At 45.7% G+C, this 17,680-nt stretch carries 22 protein-coding genes; 11 read left to right on the top strand and 11 right to left on the bottom strand.

Annotated features, from left to right (window positions below; all coding sequences use genetic code 11):
* The first annotated feature begins 80 nt into the window (after window positions 1–80).
* The 4 genes from SCRDD08_RS01675 to SCRDD08_RS01660 all read left to right on the top strand — a co-directional run bounded on the left by SCRDD08_RS01675 (window position 81) and on the right by SCRDD08_RS01660 (window position 2,842).
* The gene (locus SCRDD08_RS01675) at window positions 81–1,277 is read left to right on the top strand and encodes a ferredoxin reductase family protein (protein WP_061422144.1); all 1,197 of its coding nucleotides are present in this window, start codon (window positions 81–83) and stop codon (window positions 1,275–1,277) included.
* A gap of 47 nt (window positions 1,278–1,324) precedes the next feature.
* The gene (locus SCRDD08_RS01670) at window positions 1,325–1,789 is read left to right on the top strand and encodes an FMN-binding protein (RefSeq protein WP_061423243.1); all 465 of its coding nucleotides are present in this window, start codon (window positions 1,325–1,327) and stop codon (window positions 1,787–1,789) included.
* A complete protein-coding gene (locus tag SCRDD08_RS01665; RefSeq protein ID WP_061422143.1) occupies window positions 1,782–2,561 on the top strand; it encodes an FAD:protein FMN transferase in 780 nt (259 codons plus the stop codon). The genes SCRDD08_RS01670 and SCRDD08_RS01665 overlap by 8 nt, the downstream gene beginning before the upstream one ends.
* A gap of 101 nt (window positions 2,562–2,662) precedes the next feature.
* Window positions 2,663–2,842 (top strand): hypothetical protein, encoded by a 180-nt coding sequence (locus SCRDD08_RS01660; RefSeq protein WP_061422142.1) that lies wholly within the window; start codon window positions 2,663–2,665, stop codon window positions 2,840–2,842.
* 219 nt (window positions 2,843–3,061) lie between these two features.
* Here SCRDD08_RS01660 and SCRDD08_RS01650 read toward each other — a convergent pair whose 3' ends face one another.
* The 5 genes from SCRDD08_RS01650 to SCRDD08_RS01630 all read right to left on the bottom strand — a co-directional run bounded on the left by SCRDD08_RS01650 (window position 3,062) and on the right by SCRDD08_RS01630 (window position 5,882).
* A complete protein-coding gene (locus SCRDD08_RS01650) occupies window positions 3,062–3,472 on the bottom strand; it encodes a nitroreductase family protein (protein ID WP_269139713.1) in 411 nt (136 codons plus the stop codon).
* Window positions 3,473–3,562: 90 nt separating this feature from the next.
* Window positions 3,563–4,381, bottom strand: a complete 819-nt coding sequence (locus SCRDD08_RS01645) for an SDR family oxidoreductase (protein WP_061422139.1) — start codon at window positions 4,379–4,381, stop codon at window positions 3,563–3,565.
* A gap of 23 nt (window positions 4,382–4,404) precedes the next feature.
* On the bottom strand, window positions 4,405–4,989 hold the full coding sequence (locus tag SCRDD08_RS01640) for an NAD(P)H-binding protein (protein ID WP_061422138.1): 585 nt from the start codon (window positions 4,987–4,989) through the stop codon (window positions 4,405–4,407).
* A gap of 18 nt (window positions 4,990–5,007) precedes the next feature.
* Window positions 5,008–5,445: a nuclear transport factor 2 family protein gene (locus tag SCRDD08_RS01635; RefSeq protein WP_061422137.1), complete on the bottom strand. Its 438-nt coding sequence runs from the start codon at window positions 5,443–5,445 to the stop codon at window positions 5,008–5,010.
* Window positions 5,446–5,471: 26 nt separating this feature from the next.
* The gene (locus SCRDD08_RS01630) at window positions 5,472–5,882 is read right to left on the bottom strand and encodes a nuclear transport factor 2 family protein (RefSeq protein WP_061422136.1); all 411 of its coding nucleotides are present in this window, start codon (window positions 5,880–5,882) and stop codon (window positions 5,472–5,474) included.
* Between the two features lie 202 nt (window positions 5,883–6,084).
* On the opposite strand from SCRDD08_RS01630, the gene SCRDD08_RS01625 reads away from it, so the two are divergent.
* Window positions 6,085–6,972 (top strand): LysR family transcriptional regulator, encoded by an 888-nt coding sequence (locus tag SCRDD08_RS01625; RefSeq protein ID WP_061422135.1) that lies wholly within the window; start codon window positions 6,085–6,087, stop codon window positions 6,970–6,972.
* A 209-nt stretch (window positions 6,973–7,181) separates the two neighbouring features.
* Here SCRDD08_RS01625 and SCRDD08_RS01620 read toward each other — a convergent pair whose 3' ends face one another.
* The 3 genes from SCRDD08_RS01620 to SCRDD08_RS01610 form a co-directional block, all read right to left on the bottom strand.
* A complete protein-coding gene (locus SCRDD08_RS01620; protein ID WP_061422134.1) occupies window positions 7,182–8,222 on the bottom strand; it encodes a zinc-binding dehydrogenase in 1,041 nt (346 codons plus the stop codon).
* Window positions 8,219–8,575 carry a stress response transcriptional regulator NmlR gene (nmlR, locus tag SCRDD08_RS01615; protein WP_061422133.1) on the bottom strand — a complete coding sequence of 119 codons (357 nt, stop codon included), beginning with the start codon at window positions 8,573–8,575 and terminating at the stop codon, window positions 8,219–8,221. Before nmlR ends, SCRDD08_RS01620 begins: the two co-directional genes overlap by 4 nt.
* 108 nt (window positions 8,576–8,683) lie before the next feature.
* Entirely contained in the window at window positions 8,684–9,838 is a 1,155-nt protein-coding gene (locus tag SCRDD08_RS01610; RefSeq protein ID WP_061422132.1) for a low temperature requirement protein A, read from the bottom strand.
* A 171-nt stretch (window positions 9,839–10,009) separates the two neighbouring features.
* Between SCRDD08_RS01610 and SCRDD08_RS01605 the strand changes: the two genes are divergently transcribed.
* The 5 genes from SCRDD08_RS01605 to SCRDD08_RS01585 are packed head-to-tail and all read left to right on the top strand — an operon-like array spanning window position 10,010 to window position 13,371.
* Window positions 10,010–10,978, top strand: a complete 969-nt coding sequence (locus tag SCRDD08_RS01605; RefSeq protein WP_061422131.1) for an ROK family protein — start codon at window positions 10,010–10,012, stop codon at window positions 10,976–10,978.
* Between the two features lie 17 nt (window positions 10,979–10,995).
* Window positions 10,996–11,496 carry an RbsD/FucU domain-containing protein gene (locus SCRDD08_RS01600; RefSeq protein ID WP_061422130.1) on the top strand — a complete coding sequence of 167 codons (501 nt, stop codon included), beginning with the start codon at window positions 10,996–10,998 and terminating at the stop codon, window positions 11,494–11,496.
* The gene (locus SCRDD08_RS01595; protein ID WP_061422129.1) at window positions 11,489–12,076 is read left to right on the top strand and encodes a sugar O-acetyltransferase; all 588 of its coding nucleotides are present in this window, start codon (window positions 11,489–11,491) and stop codon (window positions 12,074–12,076) included. The genes SCRDD08_RS01600 and SCRDD08_RS01595 overlap by 8 nt, the downstream gene beginning before the upstream one ends.
* Before the next feature lie 56 nt (window positions 12,077–12,132).
* Window positions 12,133–12,936, top strand: coding sequence for a Cof-type HAD-IIB family hydrolase (locus tag SCRDD08_RS01590; RefSeq protein WP_061422128.1), 804 nt, complete (start codon window positions 12,133–12,135; stop codon window positions 12,934–12,936).
* Window positions 12,937–12,975: 39 nt separating this feature from the next.
* On the top strand, window positions 12,976–13,371 hold the full coding sequence (locus tag SCRDD08_RS01585; RefSeq protein WP_061422127.1) for a VOC family protein: 396 nt from the start codon (window positions 12,976–12,978) through the stop codon (window positions 13,369–13,371).
* 132 nt (window positions 13,372–13,503) lie between these two features.
* Here the strand turns inward: SCRDD08_RS01585 and SCRDD08_RS01580 are convergent, their stop codons facing one another.
* Genes SCRDD08_RS01580 through SCRDD08_RS01570 form a run of 3 tightly spaced genes read right to left on the bottom strand, consistent with a single transcriptional unit; the run spans window position 13,504 to window position 16,370 of the window.
* Window positions 13,504–14,268, bottom strand: coding sequence for a carboxymuconolactone decarboxylase family protein (locus SCRDD08_RS01580; RefSeq protein WP_061422126.1), 765 nt, complete (start codon window positions 14,266–14,268; stop codon window positions 13,504–13,506).
* 50 nt (window positions 14,269–14,318) lie between these two features.
* Window positions 14,319–15,506 carry a multidrug effflux MFS transporter gene (locus SCRDD08_RS01575; protein WP_061422125.1) on the bottom strand — a complete coding sequence of 396 codons (1,188 nt, stop codon included), beginning with the start codon at window positions 15,504–15,506 and terminating at the stop codon, window positions 14,319–14,321.
* A gap of 18 nt (window positions 15,507–15,524) precedes the next feature.
* Window positions 15,525–16,370: an aldo/keto reductase gene (locus SCRDD08_RS01570; protein ID WP_061422124.1), complete on the bottom strand. Its 846-nt coding sequence runs from the start codon at window positions 16,368–16,370 to the stop codon at window positions 15,525–15,527.
* A gap of 115 nt (window positions 16,371–16,485) precedes the next feature.
* Between SCRDD08_RS01570 and SCRDD08_RS01565 the strand changes: the two genes are divergently transcribed.
* On the top strand, window positions 16,486–17,334 hold the full coding sequence (locus SCRDD08_RS01565) for a LysR family transcriptional regulator (RefSeq protein ID WP_061422123.1): 849 nt from the start codon (window positions 16,486–16,488) through the stop codon (window positions 17,332–17,334).
* Window positions 17,335–17,680: the final 346 nt, after the last annotated feature.

Below are 17,680 nucleotides of genomic sequence, written 5' to 3'. Positions count from 1 at the left end.
TTATAAGCAGTTAACTTGCTCCAACCCAACTTCTATGATAAAATTACTCCTTATAAACTACTAATTAGTAAGGAATAGATATGAAGAAACAATTTCCAGGGATAGCTTTGATTCTCCTTAGCATCCTCATCACAGCTTTTGCATGGGCGTCTAACGCTGCCACCAGTCCCTATACAGGGGCTGGCATCGCCCTTACAACTCTCGCTTTAACCTTTATGTTGGCGACACGCTCTCGCATCCTTGAAAAATGGTTCCATGGGATTGAAAGCATGTATTTTTACCACAAGGTTCTCGCCATCTTTTCCATCGTCTTTCTGATTTTCCACCAGTACATGATGGGGATTTCTGGGACCAGTATGGCCGGTATCATCGGTGAAATGTCTATCCTTTTCTTTCTTTCCATCATCGGGATGGCTTACCTCGGGCATAAAATTAAGTACGAGATTTGGCGGACGGTCCATCGCTTGGTTTATGTCGCTTATCTTTTAGGTCTGGTCCATGCCTACATGCTCAGCCCTGTTAGCCTCTTTAGTTTCAGTCTCCTGTCCTTGATCGTCAATGTCTTTGCAATCTTGGGCATTTGGTCTGGCTTTTATATGATTTTCCTTTACCAAGAGTTTGGTTTTAGCTACTACGGTCGGGTAGCAGGGATTCGCCATCTCAATCATGACACGACGGAAATGAAACTCCACTTGAACAAGGAGTTTGACTACCAGTTTGGACAGTTTGCCTTCATTAAAATATTGGAAAAAGGTTTTGAAAAAGCTCCCCATCCGTTTTCCATTTCTGGTGGACGGGGCAAGACCCTCTATTTCACGATTAAGGGTTCTGGAGACTATACGGGGCAAATCTACCGTGAGCTTCAAGTTGGGGCCAGAGTTAAGGTAGACCGAGCTTACGGCCATATGATTTTGGAAGAAGGCCGCGACAAGCAGGTTTGGATTGCTGGAGGGATTGGCATTACGCCTTTTATCTCCTATCTGCGTGAAAATCCTAACTTGGACAAGCAGGTGGATTTCTTCTATGCTTATACAGGAGCTGAAAATGCTGTGTATCTGGAGGAACTCCGTGCCTACGCTGAGAAAAATCCCAAACTCCATCTGACTCTTACAGACAGCAATGTAGACGGCTACCTCAACTTTGAAAACTATGACCTGACGGATGACACCACCGTTTTCATGTGTGGGCCCCTGGTCATGATGACTAATTTTGCCAAAATCTTTAAGGAAATAAATCCCAAGGCTGAGCTGGTATACGAAGGCTTTAGCTTTAGATAAGACGAAAGGACAAGATGAAAGGGCCTGCTCCCCTTAACCGCAAGTTTATGAAAAAAAATACCCAAAACCTTATCCTTGGTTGGGCGGCCTTTACAGCCGTCGCTGCCAATGCTGTTCTCCTTTTGACCAATAACCTCGGGAAAAGCGACAAGGCGACGACTGCTAGTATTTCCGCTTCAAGTTCTGCTTCAGGCACTACAACGAGCACCAGCGCAACCAGCAATGCTAGTCTGACAGACGGCACCTTTACTGGGGCTGTCACGTCGACTAACCGAGGGGACTACCAAGTGCAAATCACAGTTTCTGCTAATCAAATCACCGCTATTGATGTATTGGAATTTCCAAACGAGAATGCTCGCTCGCAGCAAATCAATGCAGATGCGCTGCCAGTTTACACGCAAGAAGCCTTGGCCAATCAATCGTCTACTGTCCAGCTAGTTTCAGGTGCAACTGAAGCCTTCAACGGCTTTACAGGCTCCCTGCAAGATGCTATCAATCAAGCCAATGCCTAAGCTAGAACTGGTCACTCAAACCCTGCAGGCCATGACCTTGCCCTTTACCATTAGCCTGATGGCAAAGGATAGGGCTTTTGCTGAGAATAAGATCGCAGGGCTCATCCCCCATGTTCAGACTGAACTAGAGCGCTTAGAAGAGAAATTTTCAGCCTTCCGTAAGACCTCCTTGGTTTCCCGTTTTCAAGCGGGGGACCAGACTCCTATTTTCGATAGTGAATTTCAGGAAGTCTATGCCCAGGTCATTGCCCTCAAAAAACGCAGTCAGGGCTATTTTGACCCCTATTTTCAGGGAAGTTACAATCCAACTGGCTTTGTCAAAGGCTGGCTGGTTGAAAAACTTTTTAAGGAATGGCTGCAACCTTTGCTCAGTCATCCAGAGATCATAGCCGTAGCCTTTAACGGTGGCGGAGACATGCAGGTAAAAGTCAGAGAAAATGAAGACTTTACTTGGCAAATTGGCATCGAAAATCCGGATAAGCTGCAGGAACTTTTAGCCATTTATCCCCTGAAGGAGGGCGCCCTTGCCACTTCTGGACTGGCCAAGCGGGGCCACCACCTAGAGGTGAGGGGTGAAAAGGACCTGCTCCAAGTCACCGTCCTCTCAGATAGTCTGGCTTGGGCTGACAGCTGGGCCACAGCCCTTTTTTCCGCAGGAAAAGAGCAAGCTGCCCAACTCATCCAGCAAGAAAAGCTCACCGCCCTTCTGGTGACTAAAGACCAGCTGATTTCTTACCAAAACGGGCACCATCTAGAAAACAAGCAAGGGTAATAGCTTTGGAATAACTCTTTATCGCATTAGAGCAATTTGACTATACTATCGTTGCGACCTACAACCTTCTCCACACGGCCAGTCGCTTGGTGCAAGCTGGAATGGGGTTTGCTGTCTATATCAACGAAATTATCGACAATCCCAAACTGACCTTTGTCCCTTTTCAGACGGAGGGTGACAAACGGTTCTACCTTATTTGGCCGGAACGACAGGACCAAACCGCCACAGAAAAAACCTCTTTAGATGAAATCGAGGCCCAAGTCTATGAAATTGAGAATTGAAACTCTCTTTGCTGACTATTGGTACGGTTCTTTTCCAAAAACAAATCACAAAACCTCTCGTCTATGGTGTACGAGAGGTTTTGATTTCTCTGATAAAAAATTCTTTTGGTGCTGTTGGACCCCTTATTTTCAGTGTCACCTTCTTCAAGGTTCAGCTCTCGCTATCGACTTGGTTTTTGGTCTTCTTGCTCAAAGAGAGGATTATCGGCATTAAGTTAGCTAGTACGCGTTAGACAAGCTCCCCCCAAAAAGTAGCCAACCAGCTTCAATCCCATCGCGAACACCACCGATGTAGCATACGCCCATGCCAAGTGACTCAGCAGCCAGAGTCATATTTTGCGCAGCCAAACTAGCATCAACTGAGCCCACAATGACGGCATCGATGCCCTCAAGAGTATTCTGAATATCAACACCTTTCACCTGAGCAAAGTCAGCATGCTGCCTAAAACCGCCACAGAAAACAAAGAAATGTCCGGCATTTTGGATAAAAGGTTGCAGATGTGTTTTCTTGACCAGTCTATCCAATAAGATAGGGTTATCAACACTGATAATAGAGTAAGCCTGCAGAAAGCTGGTAGATGAAGCCATTTGAGCTGACTGCACCATCAGATCAACCTCTTCTTTGGTCAGTATTTTAGGGAAACAATGCTATAAATTTCAACTCCACCTATAACATATCTGTTTATAAAAAATTATGCTCTTTTTTATTTTAAATGCGTATTACTTTTGATTCCCCCAAAAATAGTTGGCTGTTGCTCCACCATCTATCAAAAAGTCAGCACCAGCTACATAGCTTGCTTTATCACTCATGAGGAACTCCGCAAGATTGGCGATGTCATCTGGTGTACCACCACGGCCTGCCGGTGAATTTGCCAACATCTTACGATAAAAATCTTTATGGATACCATTAAGTTCATCATTTGCTAGTGGTGTATACACAATACCGGCTGAAATACAATTAAATCGTAGGTGTTTATCAGCCCATTTAGCTGAATCAGCTGCACACCTCAGGGCATTGCCACGCTTAGCGATCTGGTAAGCCCTTAAACCATCTGATGTTTCCTGGATAATAGGAAGATTAAGGAGTTTATCAGATGGTAGTGTAGCCAAGGAGCGAATCAGTTCATTTCCCAAGTCCTCCAAGCGATGTGAACTTTGGGATCCAATCACGATGACCGAACCACCTTCAGCCATAATAGGAGCAAATACTTCAAACAATAGAGCATTTCCATAAAGATCCACTTTGAAAATCTGCTCTACACTAGCCTGAGAAGCAGACATGCCTGCGGTATTGATTAGGCCAACCACCTCTCCCAAATCACTAGCAAACTCGACTAACGTTTGAACAGACTGAGGATCAGAAACATCACAAGCTACAGCGTGAGTGGAGTATCCGACCAAGGATAAAATTTCTGCTTCACGTTGGGCAGTTTCTAGTCTCAGGTCGGCTAAGACTAATTCTTTACCAATGGCCACTCGACGTGCAATAGCCATTCCAATCGCACCTGAACCAACTAAAACAATAACTTTTTTAAACATGATAAAGTCACCTTCCTTTTGTTTTATTCTCTAACAATTCCATAATTTTCCTTCACATCTAAGTCAGGATTTTCAGCTATATGTGCGACATAATTGGCAATAGCCTTCCGTGAAATAGTGTTACCATAAATGACTTGCCCCTTGTCAATCAGTTCATAGCTAATATCATTGCTGTTATCAAACCAGCCCGGACGCAAGATGGTATAGCCTAAGCCAGAGGTTTCTAACAAATCTGCTGCTTGGCGATAGGGACGTAGACTGCTATCAACCCGACTATTTTGACCTGGCAACTCTCCATAAATCCCATAAGATGAGATGAAGATGATGCGCTTGGTTCCCACTCGATTCATGCTCTCAATGATGCTCTGAACCATACTTGTTAAATCTCCAGATAAAGCAACAAAAACCAAATCTTGTCCCTGAAGAACGGCATCTAACACATCACCATTCGTCACACTGCCGGTAACTTTAGTGACCATTTCATGGTCTGGCAGACGGTCAACCGAGCGAGACATAAGCGTGAGTGCCATCTCAGAATTATTTAAAAGTGTGTTGACTACAACTCTTCCTAGTGAGCCTGTTGCTCCAATAATTGCAATTTTTGTCATGCGACTTCTCCTTAATGATTATAGACTTTCATTTTTTGAAAAGATAAAGTGTTGGTCACGCTCTGTAATCAACCAGCGACCATCAATCTTTTCATAGCTATCGTAATAGCGGATGTAATGTGTGGTCAGGACATCCTTGCCACCTGCTTCGTTGACCAGATGGGCCATGCCATAGACAATGCCGGAAGCGTGAGTGTCATCCTGAAACTCGACAGTCTGCTGGCCATTCATATGAAAGGCTTCCTTGGCTGCCCCAAAGGATTTGTAAGCCGCAATCAGGTCTGCCACATTGTGAAATTCCATGGCCACTTCCTTGTTCATGTAGACGGTGACATGGGTATCAGGGGCAAAGACATTGACATAGTAGTCTTGGTTGTCCTTGTCGGATTCGGTGGCATAGTTGTCGACCAGCGCCTTGAGTTCTAAGCGTGCTTGCAGTTCTTCTTGTTTGTTCATGAGTTTGTTTCCTTTTCTATTTTATATTAACGATAAGTGGATGCGACTTGGTTGCTGATCCGCCATTGTCCGTTTTCTTTGACGAAGTCAACCTTCATCTGCAGGGGCCAGGTAGAGGGACCAGCCCCCCAGATGCGGGCCCGGACACGGCTTTGCCCGGTCAGGCTGGCGGTGTCGCCATTGATAACTACATCCTTGATGTTCTCTTCCTGCCAAGAGTAGTATTTCATCTCTTCGCTGGCCACATCGTCAAACCATTCTTGAATGGGCTGGACATAACCGGTCATGTGGACCAGGCTAGAGTCAGACGTGATGATGCGAGACAGGGTATCAATATCACGATCCACCATAGCCTGGTTCATCTCACGGTAAAGATTTTTCAAGGTTTCTTCATCGTTCTGATTGATTGATAAGCTAGTTTGAGATTGACTGTTCATGGGTACTTGACTTCCTTCCTGCGTGTGCTTATTGTTGTTGCAAGCTCCGAGAGCAAGCAAGACGATTAGGCTGGTTGTAATTAGACTCTTTCGATTTATATTGCCACCTCCTTGACTTGATGATTTTATTATAAAGTTATGTAATAAAAATATCCAATACATATTCTCTATAATTTATAAAATAATTTTATAAGGAGTCCTTGTGAATACCAAACAAATGGATTATCTGATTGAGACAGCTAAAACACTTAATCTGAGCCGTGCCTCTGAAAATCTATTCATCTCCCAACCAGCACTTTCCTATCAAATCAAGATTATTGAAGAAGAAATGGGTTTTTCAGTTTTTGAAAGGGTTGGAAAATCCATTCGCCTCACACCTGCTGGAAGTCAGTTTATACTCTCTCTGAATAGGATTCGCAAAGAGTTACAAGATGCCATTGAACAAGCACAAAACCTTGGCGATCGTTACCAGGATAATATCAATATCGAACTCTTCCATAGAACAGCCCTCATTTATCTGCCACAGGCTATACAAATCTTTGAAGAAAATTTACCTCACATTCAGGTTACCCCCGAGCTCCTTTCCATCACAGATAGCATTGCTCAGCTCCTCAAAAGAGAGTTAGATGTAATTATCCTCCCCAAAACAGAGGCTGATAAAGTCAGTAACATCCAGCAATGGCCTCTATACGATAGTCAGATTTACCTCCTCTGCCAACAAAGTGATTCTCTAGCTAAGCTAGATCTTGTTACAGAGGAAAATCTAACTGGACGGACTCTTCTAGTAAACGGTGGCTCCTCTAAGACACTGAGACAGGTTCAACAAAGGGTTCTGAGTCACGTGCCCATTGCCCACTACAACAGTCCTAGCCACGACTACACCCTCATTCAAGTCGCTAGTAACAAGGCTATCTGTCTATCACCTGGTTATCTCAACGATCATAGTCAAACCTTCGCTTGGATCCCCTTTGATTGTCCTGAGTACTTTGATATGGTTCTTGTCACTAGAAAAGACGAAACACGCACCCCAATCGCCCAGCTGGTTACGATTTTACAGGAATTATATAGCAAGAGTCCGTTAAATTTGTAAAAGGAATACACTAAAAGCCACCTACTTCCATAATGTTGCTTTGGAAGTAGGTGGCTTTCTATCATTTTTTTGTATCAAAATCAAGGAACAAAAAATAGTGTCACTGATTAATGAGAGTGACTTGTAAAAATTGGGAGCAACCACCATTTGACAGAAAAAAAGCAAGGAAATCCAGCAATCTGCGGATTTCCTTGCTTTTTAAAATGTGATTAGTCCACCACCAACATAGACTTGATGGACTTGCGGTCGTCCATGTCTTTGTAGGCTTGGTTGACGTCTGAGAGCTTGTAGGTATTGGTAAAGACGCGTCCTGGGTTGATGGCACCATCAAGGACAGCTTTGAGGAGCTCCTCTTTGACATAAGTGGTAACAGAAGCTGGTCCTCCACCGACGATGGTATTTTGGGAGAAGGTTGAACCTAGCGGTGTTTTATCATAATGAGGCACACCGACAAAGCCGACTCGGCCTCCATTGTGGAGTACACCCAGAGCTTGGTCGATGGCCGCTTCGGTACCGACACATTCCAGAGCGACGTCTGCACCGTTGCCACCCACGATTTCACGGACTTTGGCAATGCCTTCTTCGCCACGTTCGGCGACTACTGCTGTCGCACCAGATGCCAAAGCCATCTCTTGGCGGTCTTTGTGACGGCTCATCAAGACAATCTGAGAAGCCCCTCGCATCTTGGCCGCAATGACAGCACATTGCCCAACAGCCCCATCCCCGATAACGACAACCTTGTCCCCTTTTTGCACATTAGCAACACGCGCTGCATGGTAACCGGTCGGCATAACATCAGCCAGTGTCAAAAGTGACTTGAGCATGCCTTCGCTATAATCTGAAGGTTGACCTGGAATTTTCACAAGTGCCCAGTTGGCATAGTGGAAACGGATATACTCAGCCTGGACACCACCTGACCAGTTGTTGCCAATATGACGGTCACAAGTCCCATCATAGCCAGCTCGACAGGCATCACACTCCCCACAGCCATGGGTGAAAGGTGCAATGACAAAGTCTCCCGGTTTGACCGTTGTAATGGCAGGGCCGACTTCTTCGACAATCCCAATAGCTTCGTGTCCACTGTTGCCATGACCTTCTTCGATGTCAGGATTGCGGTAGCTCCATAGGTCAGAGCCACAGACACAGGTGCGGACAATCCGGATGATGGCATCATCTGCTGCCTGCAGTTGAGGGCGGTCAATCTCTGTCAGACCGACTTGGCCTGCTTGGGTGTAAATAGCTGATTTCATTTAGCTGTCTCCTTTTGATAGTATGTAATTTTGCGGTCCAATCGATGAAGGGCGGTTTCTAACTCGCTGATGCGCTGGGCGAGCTTGTCTCGTTCATCCAGCAAGATGTCTAGGCGAGCAGATTTTGTGGCATCTCCCTCTTGATAGAGGGCCATGTAGGCTATCAAACTCTCCACTGAGACACCTGCTGACCGAAAGCACTTGACGAATTCCAGGGCCTCCATGTCGGACGCCTGAAAGTCACGGATGCCCGCAGCCGACCGCGTGATGGGTGGCACCAGCCCGATACGTTCGTAGTAGCGAATGGTATCAGCAGACAACCCTAGTGTTTGACTAGCAGATTTAATGTTCATATCTAGCTCCTTTCCAGTATCGGACGACGGTTTTCATCACTTGACTCTTCTATTATAACCCTTAGAGTTGGCTCCAAGTCAAGTATTTACCTTCAGAAAATGAAAACTTTATGAAAAATCACGCTCATTTGCAGTAACGTCAGGATGAGGCACCTTGTTTTGCTCCCGCACGCGACGGCGGTAATACATCCCTGTCCGAGTCAAGGCCCGAGAAAGTCCTGCCAGAATCAGACCAAGAATGGCTATCTGTTGCCCAAATAGATAAAAGAGACCGGTCGCTAGCACTAATAACAGCCCATATTGGGCAACTACACGACGGTCCAGACGGTAGAGTTCGATATTATAGTGGGAAGTAGACAGTGTCCCAACGAAGAAGGCCAGAATGGATAGCACAAAGAAATGCAGACCTAGATCATGATGGTGGCTGTCTTTTAAGAATTCCAAACCAACCGTAAAGAAAAGGAGGCTCGCCACAATGACATAATGGGCGTAAGAGAGAGCTTTAACGGATACTCGTTGGTGGTGATTGATATTGACAAAGGTCTGAATGATATAAAAGACAAACATGAAGCCCAAGCCCATAAAGAGGGTCAAGCCTTCCCAAAAGTTTTGGGACAGGGGATAGGTTTTGAGCACGGCAATGACACTCTCCCCAAAGGTGATAATGGTCAAGAGCTGGCAACGTTCCAAATAATGAGGGAAATTCATACAAATGGGGCGCTTTTTCGAGCTCAAAAATAAGGGCACTACTAGCGGTAGATAGTAAATAGGCAGGGCAGAAATGGAGAATGGCAGAAGATCTAAAGCCCTAGGGAGAACTGCTAGCGCATACACAGCCAGTAAGACAATGGATAAATACATGTCCTTGTTAAAGCCTAGCTTTCTCCCTTTTAGAATATACTGCAGGGCAATGGTCCCATAACTCAAGATCAGCAGGCTATTAAAATTGAGCGGGTTTTCCCAAAAAGGCTTGAGACTTGTCGGATCAAAGGTGATGGATAAAGCCAGATTCCCCACAAAGAGCATGAGGACGATGACCGTGTAGATGTCAATCTGCCTCGAATCGCCGTATTTATTGTAGTAAAAGGCTTCTTGATTCCAGACATTGAGCATAACGATAATGGTGGTCAAAAAGTAAAAAATATGTTCCAACTGAACCTGAGGCACATGAATGGCACTGGTTAGCTGACTAATGGTCAATACAAAGGCCAAGTCAAAAAAGAGTTCATAGTTGGAAACACGCTTGGAGCGAATGGGTATCATGAGGATTCCTTTCTTTTTTCTTTTATTGTAACACGTCAGGGATCAAATGGCTATCAGAACTCCTGCAACTACCGTCCAAGATCTCAAATAATCATTTATTTTTCAAAAAAACTTGTCCCAAGAACGAAAAAATGCTATACTAGTTTCATCAAGTTATGACGAAAGTTAAAAATGGCAAAAATTAGAGATTTAAAAGAAGACAACATTCAGCGGGTAAGAGCTTGCTTTTATCAAGGTGGCAACTGGACCAAGACTGACTTAGCCCAGCAGACGGGAATTTCCCTGGCTGGGACGACCAATATTTTACAAGCCTTAAAAGCTAGTGGCGAGATTCGCTTTGTCGGCAATGCCAGCTCAACGGGTGGTAGAAAGTCCAAACTCTATCAGTTAAATGTGGACTTTGCCCATATCGGAACGGTCCTCCTCAGTCATCCTTTTGACCAGTATCAGATAGCAATGCATGCCTTTAATCTTGATGGGGAAACCGTGTTTGAAGCGTTTGTCAGCAGTAAAACAGGTAGTCTAGCAGAAATCTGTGAGGCTGTAAGGATTTTGCTGGAAAGCGACCCCTTGATTCAAATCTTGGTACTCAGTTTTCCTGGTATTATTGGCACTCATGGGGAAATCCTATCTTCGGATTTTACGCATTTAGAGAAAAGCCAACTGCTGACAACCCTATCAGCCTTGACAGACCTTCCGATTTTGATTGAAAATGATGTGAACTGTGCGGTGCTTGCCTACCAAAAAGAGCATCCAGACGATGACAACCTAGCCCTTCTCTACCAGCCAGATAGCGACTTTGCTGGGGCTGGCCTACTTATCGACGGGCACTTGCACCGAGGCAAACAGGGCTTCGCTGGGGAGGTTGGCTACCTCAACAAAAAAGTAAAAGCGACAAAAGAAGAACTTCTTCTGCAAATCACAGCCCTTACAGTTGTCTTGGCACCAGATGCCATTGCCTACTACTGCCCCTCACTTGAAAAAGATATCCAGATGGCAGACACAGGCATTCCACAAGCTTTTCACCCCAGACTGGAACGCTTGACCCAACTAGACTCTCTGGTCTTGCAAGGCGGACAGGAATTGGGTCGCCTGCATCTCTTGAATAGTCAAAAACAGACATCAGCTAACCTCTGTTAACATCAAGGAGAACCGCTATGAGAAAACGCATTTTAAATAAAGACTTAGCAGCCCTAGTGGCTGGACTTCGCCATGGTGAGATGATTTTTATCGCTGATGCAGGCAGTGGTACCTCAGTCAAGGCCCTGCATCCCCTAGACCCTTCTGTCCAATACATCGACCTAGAGGCCGTTACGGGCTGCCCTTCCATGCAAGCCATCGTGGATGTTCTCATCGAGGTGGGGGATTTCGAAGGCGTCCTGGTGACCGAGGAGATGTTGACACTCAACCAACCAGATTATCAGTTTTTAGTGGCAAAGCTAGGACAAGAAAACATCCAGACCATGCCTTATATCCCAGATTACTATGAGATGCGGGATCGCTGTAAAGCTGTCGTGCAAACAGGGGATTATGGGGTGCATGCCCAATGCATCTTGATTGCAGGCTATCCTAGCGCAGACATTCCCCTAGACTGGCTAAAGTATGGGATTACACGACAAGGCCTCAAAGAAGCGCAAAAGGAGAAGAATCATGACTGAAAAAGAAAAAATGCTGGCTCAGCAACTTTATGATGCCAATTATGACAAAGAAATCCTAGAAGAGCGAACAAGGGCCAAAGACCTCTGCTACGACTACAACCATTTGCGCCCCTCAGATGAGGCAGGGCAACACAAACTCATCCAGCGATTACTGGGCAAAACCAAGGAAAACTTTTGCATAGTCGCTCCCTTTTGGTGTGACTATGGCTACAATATCGAGATTGGGGAGAATTTCTTTGCCAATCACAATACCGTCATTTTAGACGGAGGCAAGGTGACCTTTGGTGACAATGTCTTTATCGCCCCCAACTGTGGCTTTCATACCGCAGGCCACCCGATTGATGCCGACAGGCGAAATCAGGGCTTAGAATACGCCTACCCTATCACCGTGGGAGACAATGTTTGGATTGGGGCTGGGGTACAGGTCATGCCAGGCGTCACCATAGGAAACAATGTGGTTATCGGTGGTGGTAGCGTGGTCGTCAAGGACATCCCAGACTACAGTGTCGCCGTCGGTAATCCCTGCAAGGTTATCCGGACCATCACAGATGACGATAAAAAAACAACTTGGGATAGATGATCCCCTTAGCCGCCAAGCCTTACACGAAAATTTTCAACTTCTAAAGGAGACAACTGATGGACATCAAAGTTATTGCCACCGACATGGATGGCACCTTCCTCAACAACCAGATGGACTACGACAGAGCCCAATTTGCCCAATTGTTTGACAAAATGCAGGCAAAGGGCATTCGTTTTGTCGCCATCAGTGGCAACCAATATTACCAAATCGAGAGTTTTTTCGAAGATTACAAATCTGACATCACCATCGTGGGAGAAAATGGTGCCTACTTCGTAGAAAACGGCCACTTTCTCAAGAGCTATACCTTGCCTAAGGAAGTGGTTAGAAGCGTTTTAGACTATTTGGCGGAACGCCACTTGGACCACGAATTAGTTTTAAGCGGTGAAAAAACGGCTTATATGCATGCTAAATCTGCACCCGAGGCCATTGCCTTTTTCAAAAAATACCACACCAAACTCCAACTGGTAGACACTTTTGCTGTCCTGCCTGATGACCAATTTTTGAAGTTTTCCTTCAACACCCCAGAAGAGGTCACCTATCAGATTATTGATGACCTCAAGGCACTCTTGGGGGACATGATTGATGCGACCACCAGCGGTCACGGCAACATTGACATCATCGGAAAAGGCAAAAACAAGGGGACGGCCCTACAGAAACTCTTGGACAGGTGGCAGCTATCTAGCGACAACCTTTTGGCCTTCGGGGATGGCGGTAATGACCATGAGATGTTGGCACTTGCTGGTTACTCCTACGCCATGGACAACGCCCCCGAAGCCACCAAACAAGTCGCCAAGTACATCGCCCCTACTAATGATGAAAACGGCGTTTTAAGCGTCATTGCCCACTACCTCAATCAATAAAAAAGAGTGACAAACCGTCACACCAGAAAGGAATTTATTATGTCAATTGCAATCGAACACGTCGGCGTCTGGGTCAAAGACCTGGAAAAAATGAAAACCTTCTACCAAACCTACTTCAAGGCGACAGCCGGCGAAAAATACCACAACCCAAGAACTGGTTTTTCTTCTTATTTTCTCAGTTTTGCGGATGGTGCCCGCTTGGAACTCTGCCACCGCCCGGATATTGTTGCAGGGGACAAAGACACCTTTGGATTCACCCACTTGGCTATCGCTGTCGGTAACGAGGCCGATGTGGATGCCTTTGCCCAGCGTTTTGAATCCGATGGTTACCCCATCCAATCCGGCCCACGTACTACAGGGGACGGCTATTACGAAGCAGTCGTTTTAGACCCAGAAGGAAATCAACTCGAACTCACAACCCAGTTGAAGAAGTAGTAGCAGTTAGAAATGCTCTCTAGCAAAACAAAGAGTCCCTCATCATCAGATATCAGATGATGGGGGACATTTTTTTACGGAGTTTGTAGGAAACAAAGCTGACACTAATTGCCGTACAATTTGTCTCGCTTCCTACTCCTGTACTTTCAGGTAATCTTCCTCGGACACCGGCTCCTGCCAAGTCGTTGCGGTCACTTCACCAGGGATTTCAAAGGCTAGATGAGAAAACCACTGGTCCTTACTGGCCCCATGCCAATGTTTGGTATTAGCTGGAACAGTAACGGTATCCCCAGGGATCAGTTTAAGGGCTGGCTTGCCCCATTCTTGATAATAACCCTCACCACCGACACAGATGAGCAATTGCCCTCCACCTGCTTTAGCCTTATGCGTATGCCAATGATTGCGACACCCAGGCTCAAAGGTCACATTAAAAACAGGGAAAGCCTCCTCTGCAATTGGCTCCAAGTAAGACTGGCCGCTAAAGTAATCCGCATAAGCCGTATTTTTCTCACCGATGGGAAAGAAAAGTGTCGCTTGATAAGCCTCTTTTTCGCTAGCTTTGCTTTCTGCTTCTTCAACAGGCCAAATCTTTTTGGCCAGATTGAAAACTGCCCAGGCTTTAGGCCACCCTGCATAAAAAGCCGTATGGGTAATAATCGCTGCCATTTCCTTTTGGCTAACCCCCTCTTTTTTTGCATTTTCCAAATGGTGCACCAAGGCACTATCCGTTATCCCCTGAGCCATCAGGGCGACAACTGTGATGATAGCCCGTGTTTTTAAAGGAATCGTCGTATCATTCCAATTTTCACCAAAGAGAACATCATCATTGAAATGAGCAAAGTTCGGAGCAAAATCTCCCAAGAAGTCTCGTCCTGCCGTTTGTTTTATACGTGTCATATCTTTTTTCCTTTCATTACTTGCATTCAAATCGACTTAGCTTGACCAAGTCAGACACTTTTTGGGGTCTGTGGAACATTTTTGGCTACCAAGGTCGTCAAGAAGGCGAGAGCAACAGAGACCAAGATGATGGTCACCATAGCGCCAGGGTGGCCGTTCGTCGCTGCAAAACTTGCCAAAAGCGATGACGAGAGAATTCCACTCCCGTATTGGAGGGAACCGAGTAAGGCCGAAGCGGAGCCTGTCATCTCATCAGAGACAAAGGCCAGAGCCGCCGCATTGCTACAGGCAGCGATGATCCCATTCATGCTAAAGACGAAAAAGACAGGGATGGCCAAGGTCCAGATACTCGAACCATTGCCCAGATTGAGGCCCCACAAGGCCAGACTAGCTAAGAGAGCGATGACGCTAGCGCAACGCAACAAGAACCTCAGTGAAAAACGCTCCACCAAATGTCTGTTAAAGAGATTGAGCCCGACAATTCCTAAGACATTGACCCCGAACAAAAAGCCGTAATCCTGTTCAGGCACATGGAAATAGGTGATGTAAACCGTGGAAGAACCTGTGATAAAGGCATAGGCGCCCACATAGTAAAAGGTTACACAGAGCGTGTAGAGCATAAAAGAGCGATTGGTCAAGAGTTGCCCGTAGTTGCTAAATGACCTTAGCAGACTCATGTGTCCTCTTTTTTCTTTTGGCAAGGCCTCAGGCAAGCGGTAAACCCCATAGAGCATGAGGACCCCAGCCAGCGCCATAAAGTAAAAAATCATATGCCAGCTGGTAAAACTAACGATAAAGCCACCGATAAAGGGACCTAAGATAGGGGCCACTGCTGCGATAATCATGAGGGTTGATAGCACCTGGGCAGCTTCTCGACTGTCAAACAGGTCGCGACTCATGGCCCGACTCAACATTGGCCCCACGCAGGCTCCAAAAGCTTGAAAGACCCGCCAGATGATGACCTGGGTCATATCCGTCGACAGCGCACAACCCAAAGACCCAAGAATAAAGATCACAAGTCCTAGATACAGAGGGATTTTTCGCCCGATTCGGTCACTGATGGGGCCCCAGACCAACTGGGCTAGGGCAAAGCCTACCAAAAAACTGGTCACCGTCAACTCCACTTGCCCACCCAGTTCTTTTTCCATAGTGGGCATAGCGGGCAAATAAACATCCGTCGACAGTGAGGTAAAGGCCATGAGTAGGCCAGAAATGATGAGAAAGGGTTTGTTTTTCATGGATCTCCTTTTAACTGTTTACTTATCGGCTAGACTCATAAAGAACTCCGCCGTCTCAGGGTCTTGGTGGTCAAAGAAAAGCGATTTTTCCTGATCCAGAGCCGCAATTGCCTGCATATCCTCCTCGGTTAATGCAAAATCAAAGACATCAAAGTTTTCCTGCATGCGTTCTTTGCGGACTGACTTTGGAATAACGACCACATCCCTTTGCAACAAGAAACGCAGGGCGACTTGGGCGACTGACTTGCCGTATTTGTCACCAATCACTTTCAAGACAGGGGTGTTAAAGAAGTCATTGCGCCCTTCGGCAAAGGGACCCCAAGACTCGATCTGGCAATGGTACTTATCCAAATAGCTTTTGGCTACCTTTTGTTGTTGAAAGACATGGGTTTCGATTTGATTGACGGCAGGCTTGATGTCTACAAAGTGCTGCAGATCAATGAAACGGTTTGGGGAAAAGTTAGAAACCCCGATAGCTCTTACTTTCCCAGCCTTGTAGGCTTCTTCCATGGCTCTGTAGCTGGCATAGTAATCGCCAAAAGGTTGATGGATGAGCAAGAGGTCGATATAGTCGGTTTGCAATTTGCGTAAGGACTCTTCGATGGAGACCTTGGCTTTGTCATAGCCTGCGTTGGTGATCCAGATTTTCGTTGTAATGAAAAACTCTTCGCGTGGCAAACCAGAGGCCTGAATGGCCTGACCGACACCTGCTTCATTGCCATAGGCTTGGGCCGTATCAAAGGAGTGATAGCCGACTTCGATGGCTTCAAGAACAGCCTGCTTGGTTTCATCCACTGGGGTTTGGTAAACACCAAAACCAAGTTGGGGCAGTTTGACCTGATTATTTAAGGTTTTGTAAAACATATTTGACATCTCCTTTGATCTCTTGATGTTTCTAGTTTACAACGAGACTCTCATATTGTACACTAGTAATACAGGAAACTAGTTTTCAAAAAATGAAAACTAAAAGGAGGACGACATGCTAAACTTAGAAGAACTGGAGCAACTGGTTGCCTTTAAAGAATTAGGTACCCTATCCAAAGTTGCAGAGAAATTTCACATTTCAACCCCCTCCCTTTCTCGTGCCATGCAACATGTAGAAGAAGATTTTGGCGTGACTCTTTTTGACCGTACTGCCAACCGCATTGCACTAAATGAAACAGGGGAAGTTGCAGTCAGCGTCGCTCGTCGAATCTTGCAAACCAGCCAGCAGGGCATTAAGGAAGTGCACCAATTTGACCAGAGCCTCAAGACCATCCGTGTCGCTTCTGTCGCTCCAGCCCCACTCTGGGAATTGCTTCCTCAGCTGAGTGCTTCTTTTCCCCACAAGCACCTCCACCAACAGATTGGAAAGGAAGGAGAGGTCTTGGCTAGCCTGGAAAATAAAACTGTTGATTTGGCCATTCTCCCCTATCCCTATAAGAAAGAGGGAACTCACTGCTTGCCCTACCTGAAAGAAAATCTTTTTATCGCCGTCACAAAAGATCATGCCCTAGCTGATTATGACCAGGTGACCTTTCATGACCTCAATGGCTACAATTTCCTCCTCATGAATCAGATTGGTTTTTGGAACGACTTGGTGCATGAACAGATGCCAGCTTCCAAGTTTCTGGTTCAAACCAACCGCTTTGAATTCGAAGAATTGGTTCAGCATTCCAACCTCCCACGCTTTACCACCGATTACAGCAAAAAGATGCATCCGATTAGAGACGACCGCATAGTGATTCCCATCAGTGACCCGCAAGCACATGTCACCTATTACCTCGTTTCTACAAATCCAGCTATCAATCTTATACTCAATGAAAATCATCAACAAACTAAGGAGTGAGCTGCAGGCTGTACTTGGGCGCGTCAAGACGACGCTGACGTAGTTTGAAGAGATTTTTGAAGAGTATAAGCTGTTTTTTATTTTCACTATTTGGGTAAAGATAGGGGGATAGAGCAACAGTTCTATCTACCATAGATTTCAGTGAGTATCCATATCTCATATGAATAATTCCGGCTCCATACAAAAATGAGCCTGGGATAAAAAGATTTTGATTTTAGGAATTCTTTATTCTAAATTTTTAAAATCGATAGATTAGACAAAAAAGCGAACAAGACCGAATTCTGAATGTCAGATAACTCGTTTTGTTCGCTTTTTATATTTAAGGTTAGACTTTTGTCCCAGCCTC

It is taken from the genome of Streptococcus cristatus (assembly GCF_001578775.1).
GTDB lineage: Bacteria > Bacillota > Bacilli > Lactobacillales > Streptococcaceae > Streptococcus > Streptococcus cristatus_A.
Note: the sequence above shows the minus strand (reverse complement) of the source record. Positions and strands in the feature narration are given on the sequence as shown.

Coding starts and splice junctions, on each gene's coding strand:
- SCRDD08_RS01675 (WP_061422144.1), top strand. CDS start 81: ATGAAGAAACAATTTCCAGGGATAGCTTTGATTCTCCTTAGCATCCTC.
- SCRDD08_RS01670 (WP_061423243.1), top strand. CDS start 1,325: ATGAAAAAAAATACCCAAAACCTTATCCTTGGTTGGGCGGCCTTTACA.
- SCRDD08_RS01665 (WP_061422143.1), top strand. CDS start 1,782: ATGCCTAAGCTAGAACTGGTCACTCAAACCCTGCAGGCCATGACCTTG.
- SCRDD08_RS01660 (WP_061422142.1), top strand. CDS start 2,663: ATGGGGTTTGCTGTCTATATCAACGAAATTATCGACAATCCCAAACTG.
- SCRDD08_RS01645 (WP_061422139.1), bottom strand. CDS start 4,381: ATGTTTAAAAAAGTTATTGTTTTAGTTGGTTCAGGTGCGATTGGAATG.
- SCRDD08_RS01640 (WP_061422138.1), bottom strand. CDS start 4,989: ATGACAAAAATTGCAATTATTGGAGCAACAGGCTCACTAGGAAGAGTT.
- SCRDD08_RS01635 (WP_061422137.1), bottom strand. CDS start 5,445: ATGAACAAACAAGAAGAACTGCAAGCACGCTTAGAACTCAAGGCGCTG.
- SCRDD08_RS01630 (WP_061422136.1), bottom strand. CDS start 5,882: ATGAACAGTCAATCTCAAACTAGCTTATCAATCAATCAGAACGATGAA.
- SCRDD08_RS01620 (WP_061422134.1), bottom strand. CDS start 8,222: ATGAAATCAGCTATTTACACCCAAGCAGGCCAAGTCGGTCTGACAGAG.
- nmlR (WP_061422133.1), bottom strand. CDS start 8,575: ATGAACATTAAATCTGCTAGTCAAACACTAGGGTTGTCTGCTGATACC.
- SCRDD08_RS01610 (WP_061422132.1), bottom strand. CDS start 9,838: ATGATACCCATTCGCTCCAAGCGTGTTTCCAACTATGAACTCTTTTTT.
- SCRDD08_RS01605 (WP_061422131.1), top strand. CDS start 10,010: ATGGCAAAAATTAGAGATTTAAAAGAAGACAACATTCAGCGGGTAAGA.
- SCRDD08_RS01600 (WP_061422130.1), top strand. CDS start 10,996: ATGAGAAAACGCATTTTAAATAAAGACTTAGCAGCCCTAGTGGCTGGA.
- SCRDD08_RS01595 (WP_061422129.1), top strand. CDS start 11,489: ATGACTGAAAAAGAAAAAATGCTGGCTCAGCAACTTTATGATGCCAAT.
- SCRDD08_RS01590 (WP_061422128.1), top strand. CDS start 12,133: ATGGACATCAAAGTTATTGCCACCGACATGGATGGCACCTTCCTCAAC.
- SCRDD08_RS01585 (WP_061422127.1), top strand. CDS start 12,976: ATGTCAATTGCAATCGAACACGTCGGCGTCTGGGTCAAAGACCTGGAA.
- SCRDD08_RS01580 (WP_061422126.1), bottom strand. CDS start 14,268: ATGACACGTATAAAACAAACGGCAGGACGAGACTTCTTGGGAGATTTT.
- SCRDD08_RS01575 (WP_061422125.1), bottom strand. CDS start 15,506: ATGAAAAACAAACCCTTTCTCATCATTTCTGGCCTACTCATGGCCTTT.
- SCRDD08_RS01570 (WP_061422124.1), bottom strand. CDS start 16,370: ATGTTTTACAAAACCTTAAATAATCAGGTCAAACTGCCCCAACTTGGT.
- SCRDD08_RS01565 (WP_061422123.1), top strand. CDS start 16,486: ATGCTAAACTTAGAAGAACTGGAGCAACTGGTTGCCTTTAAAGAATTA.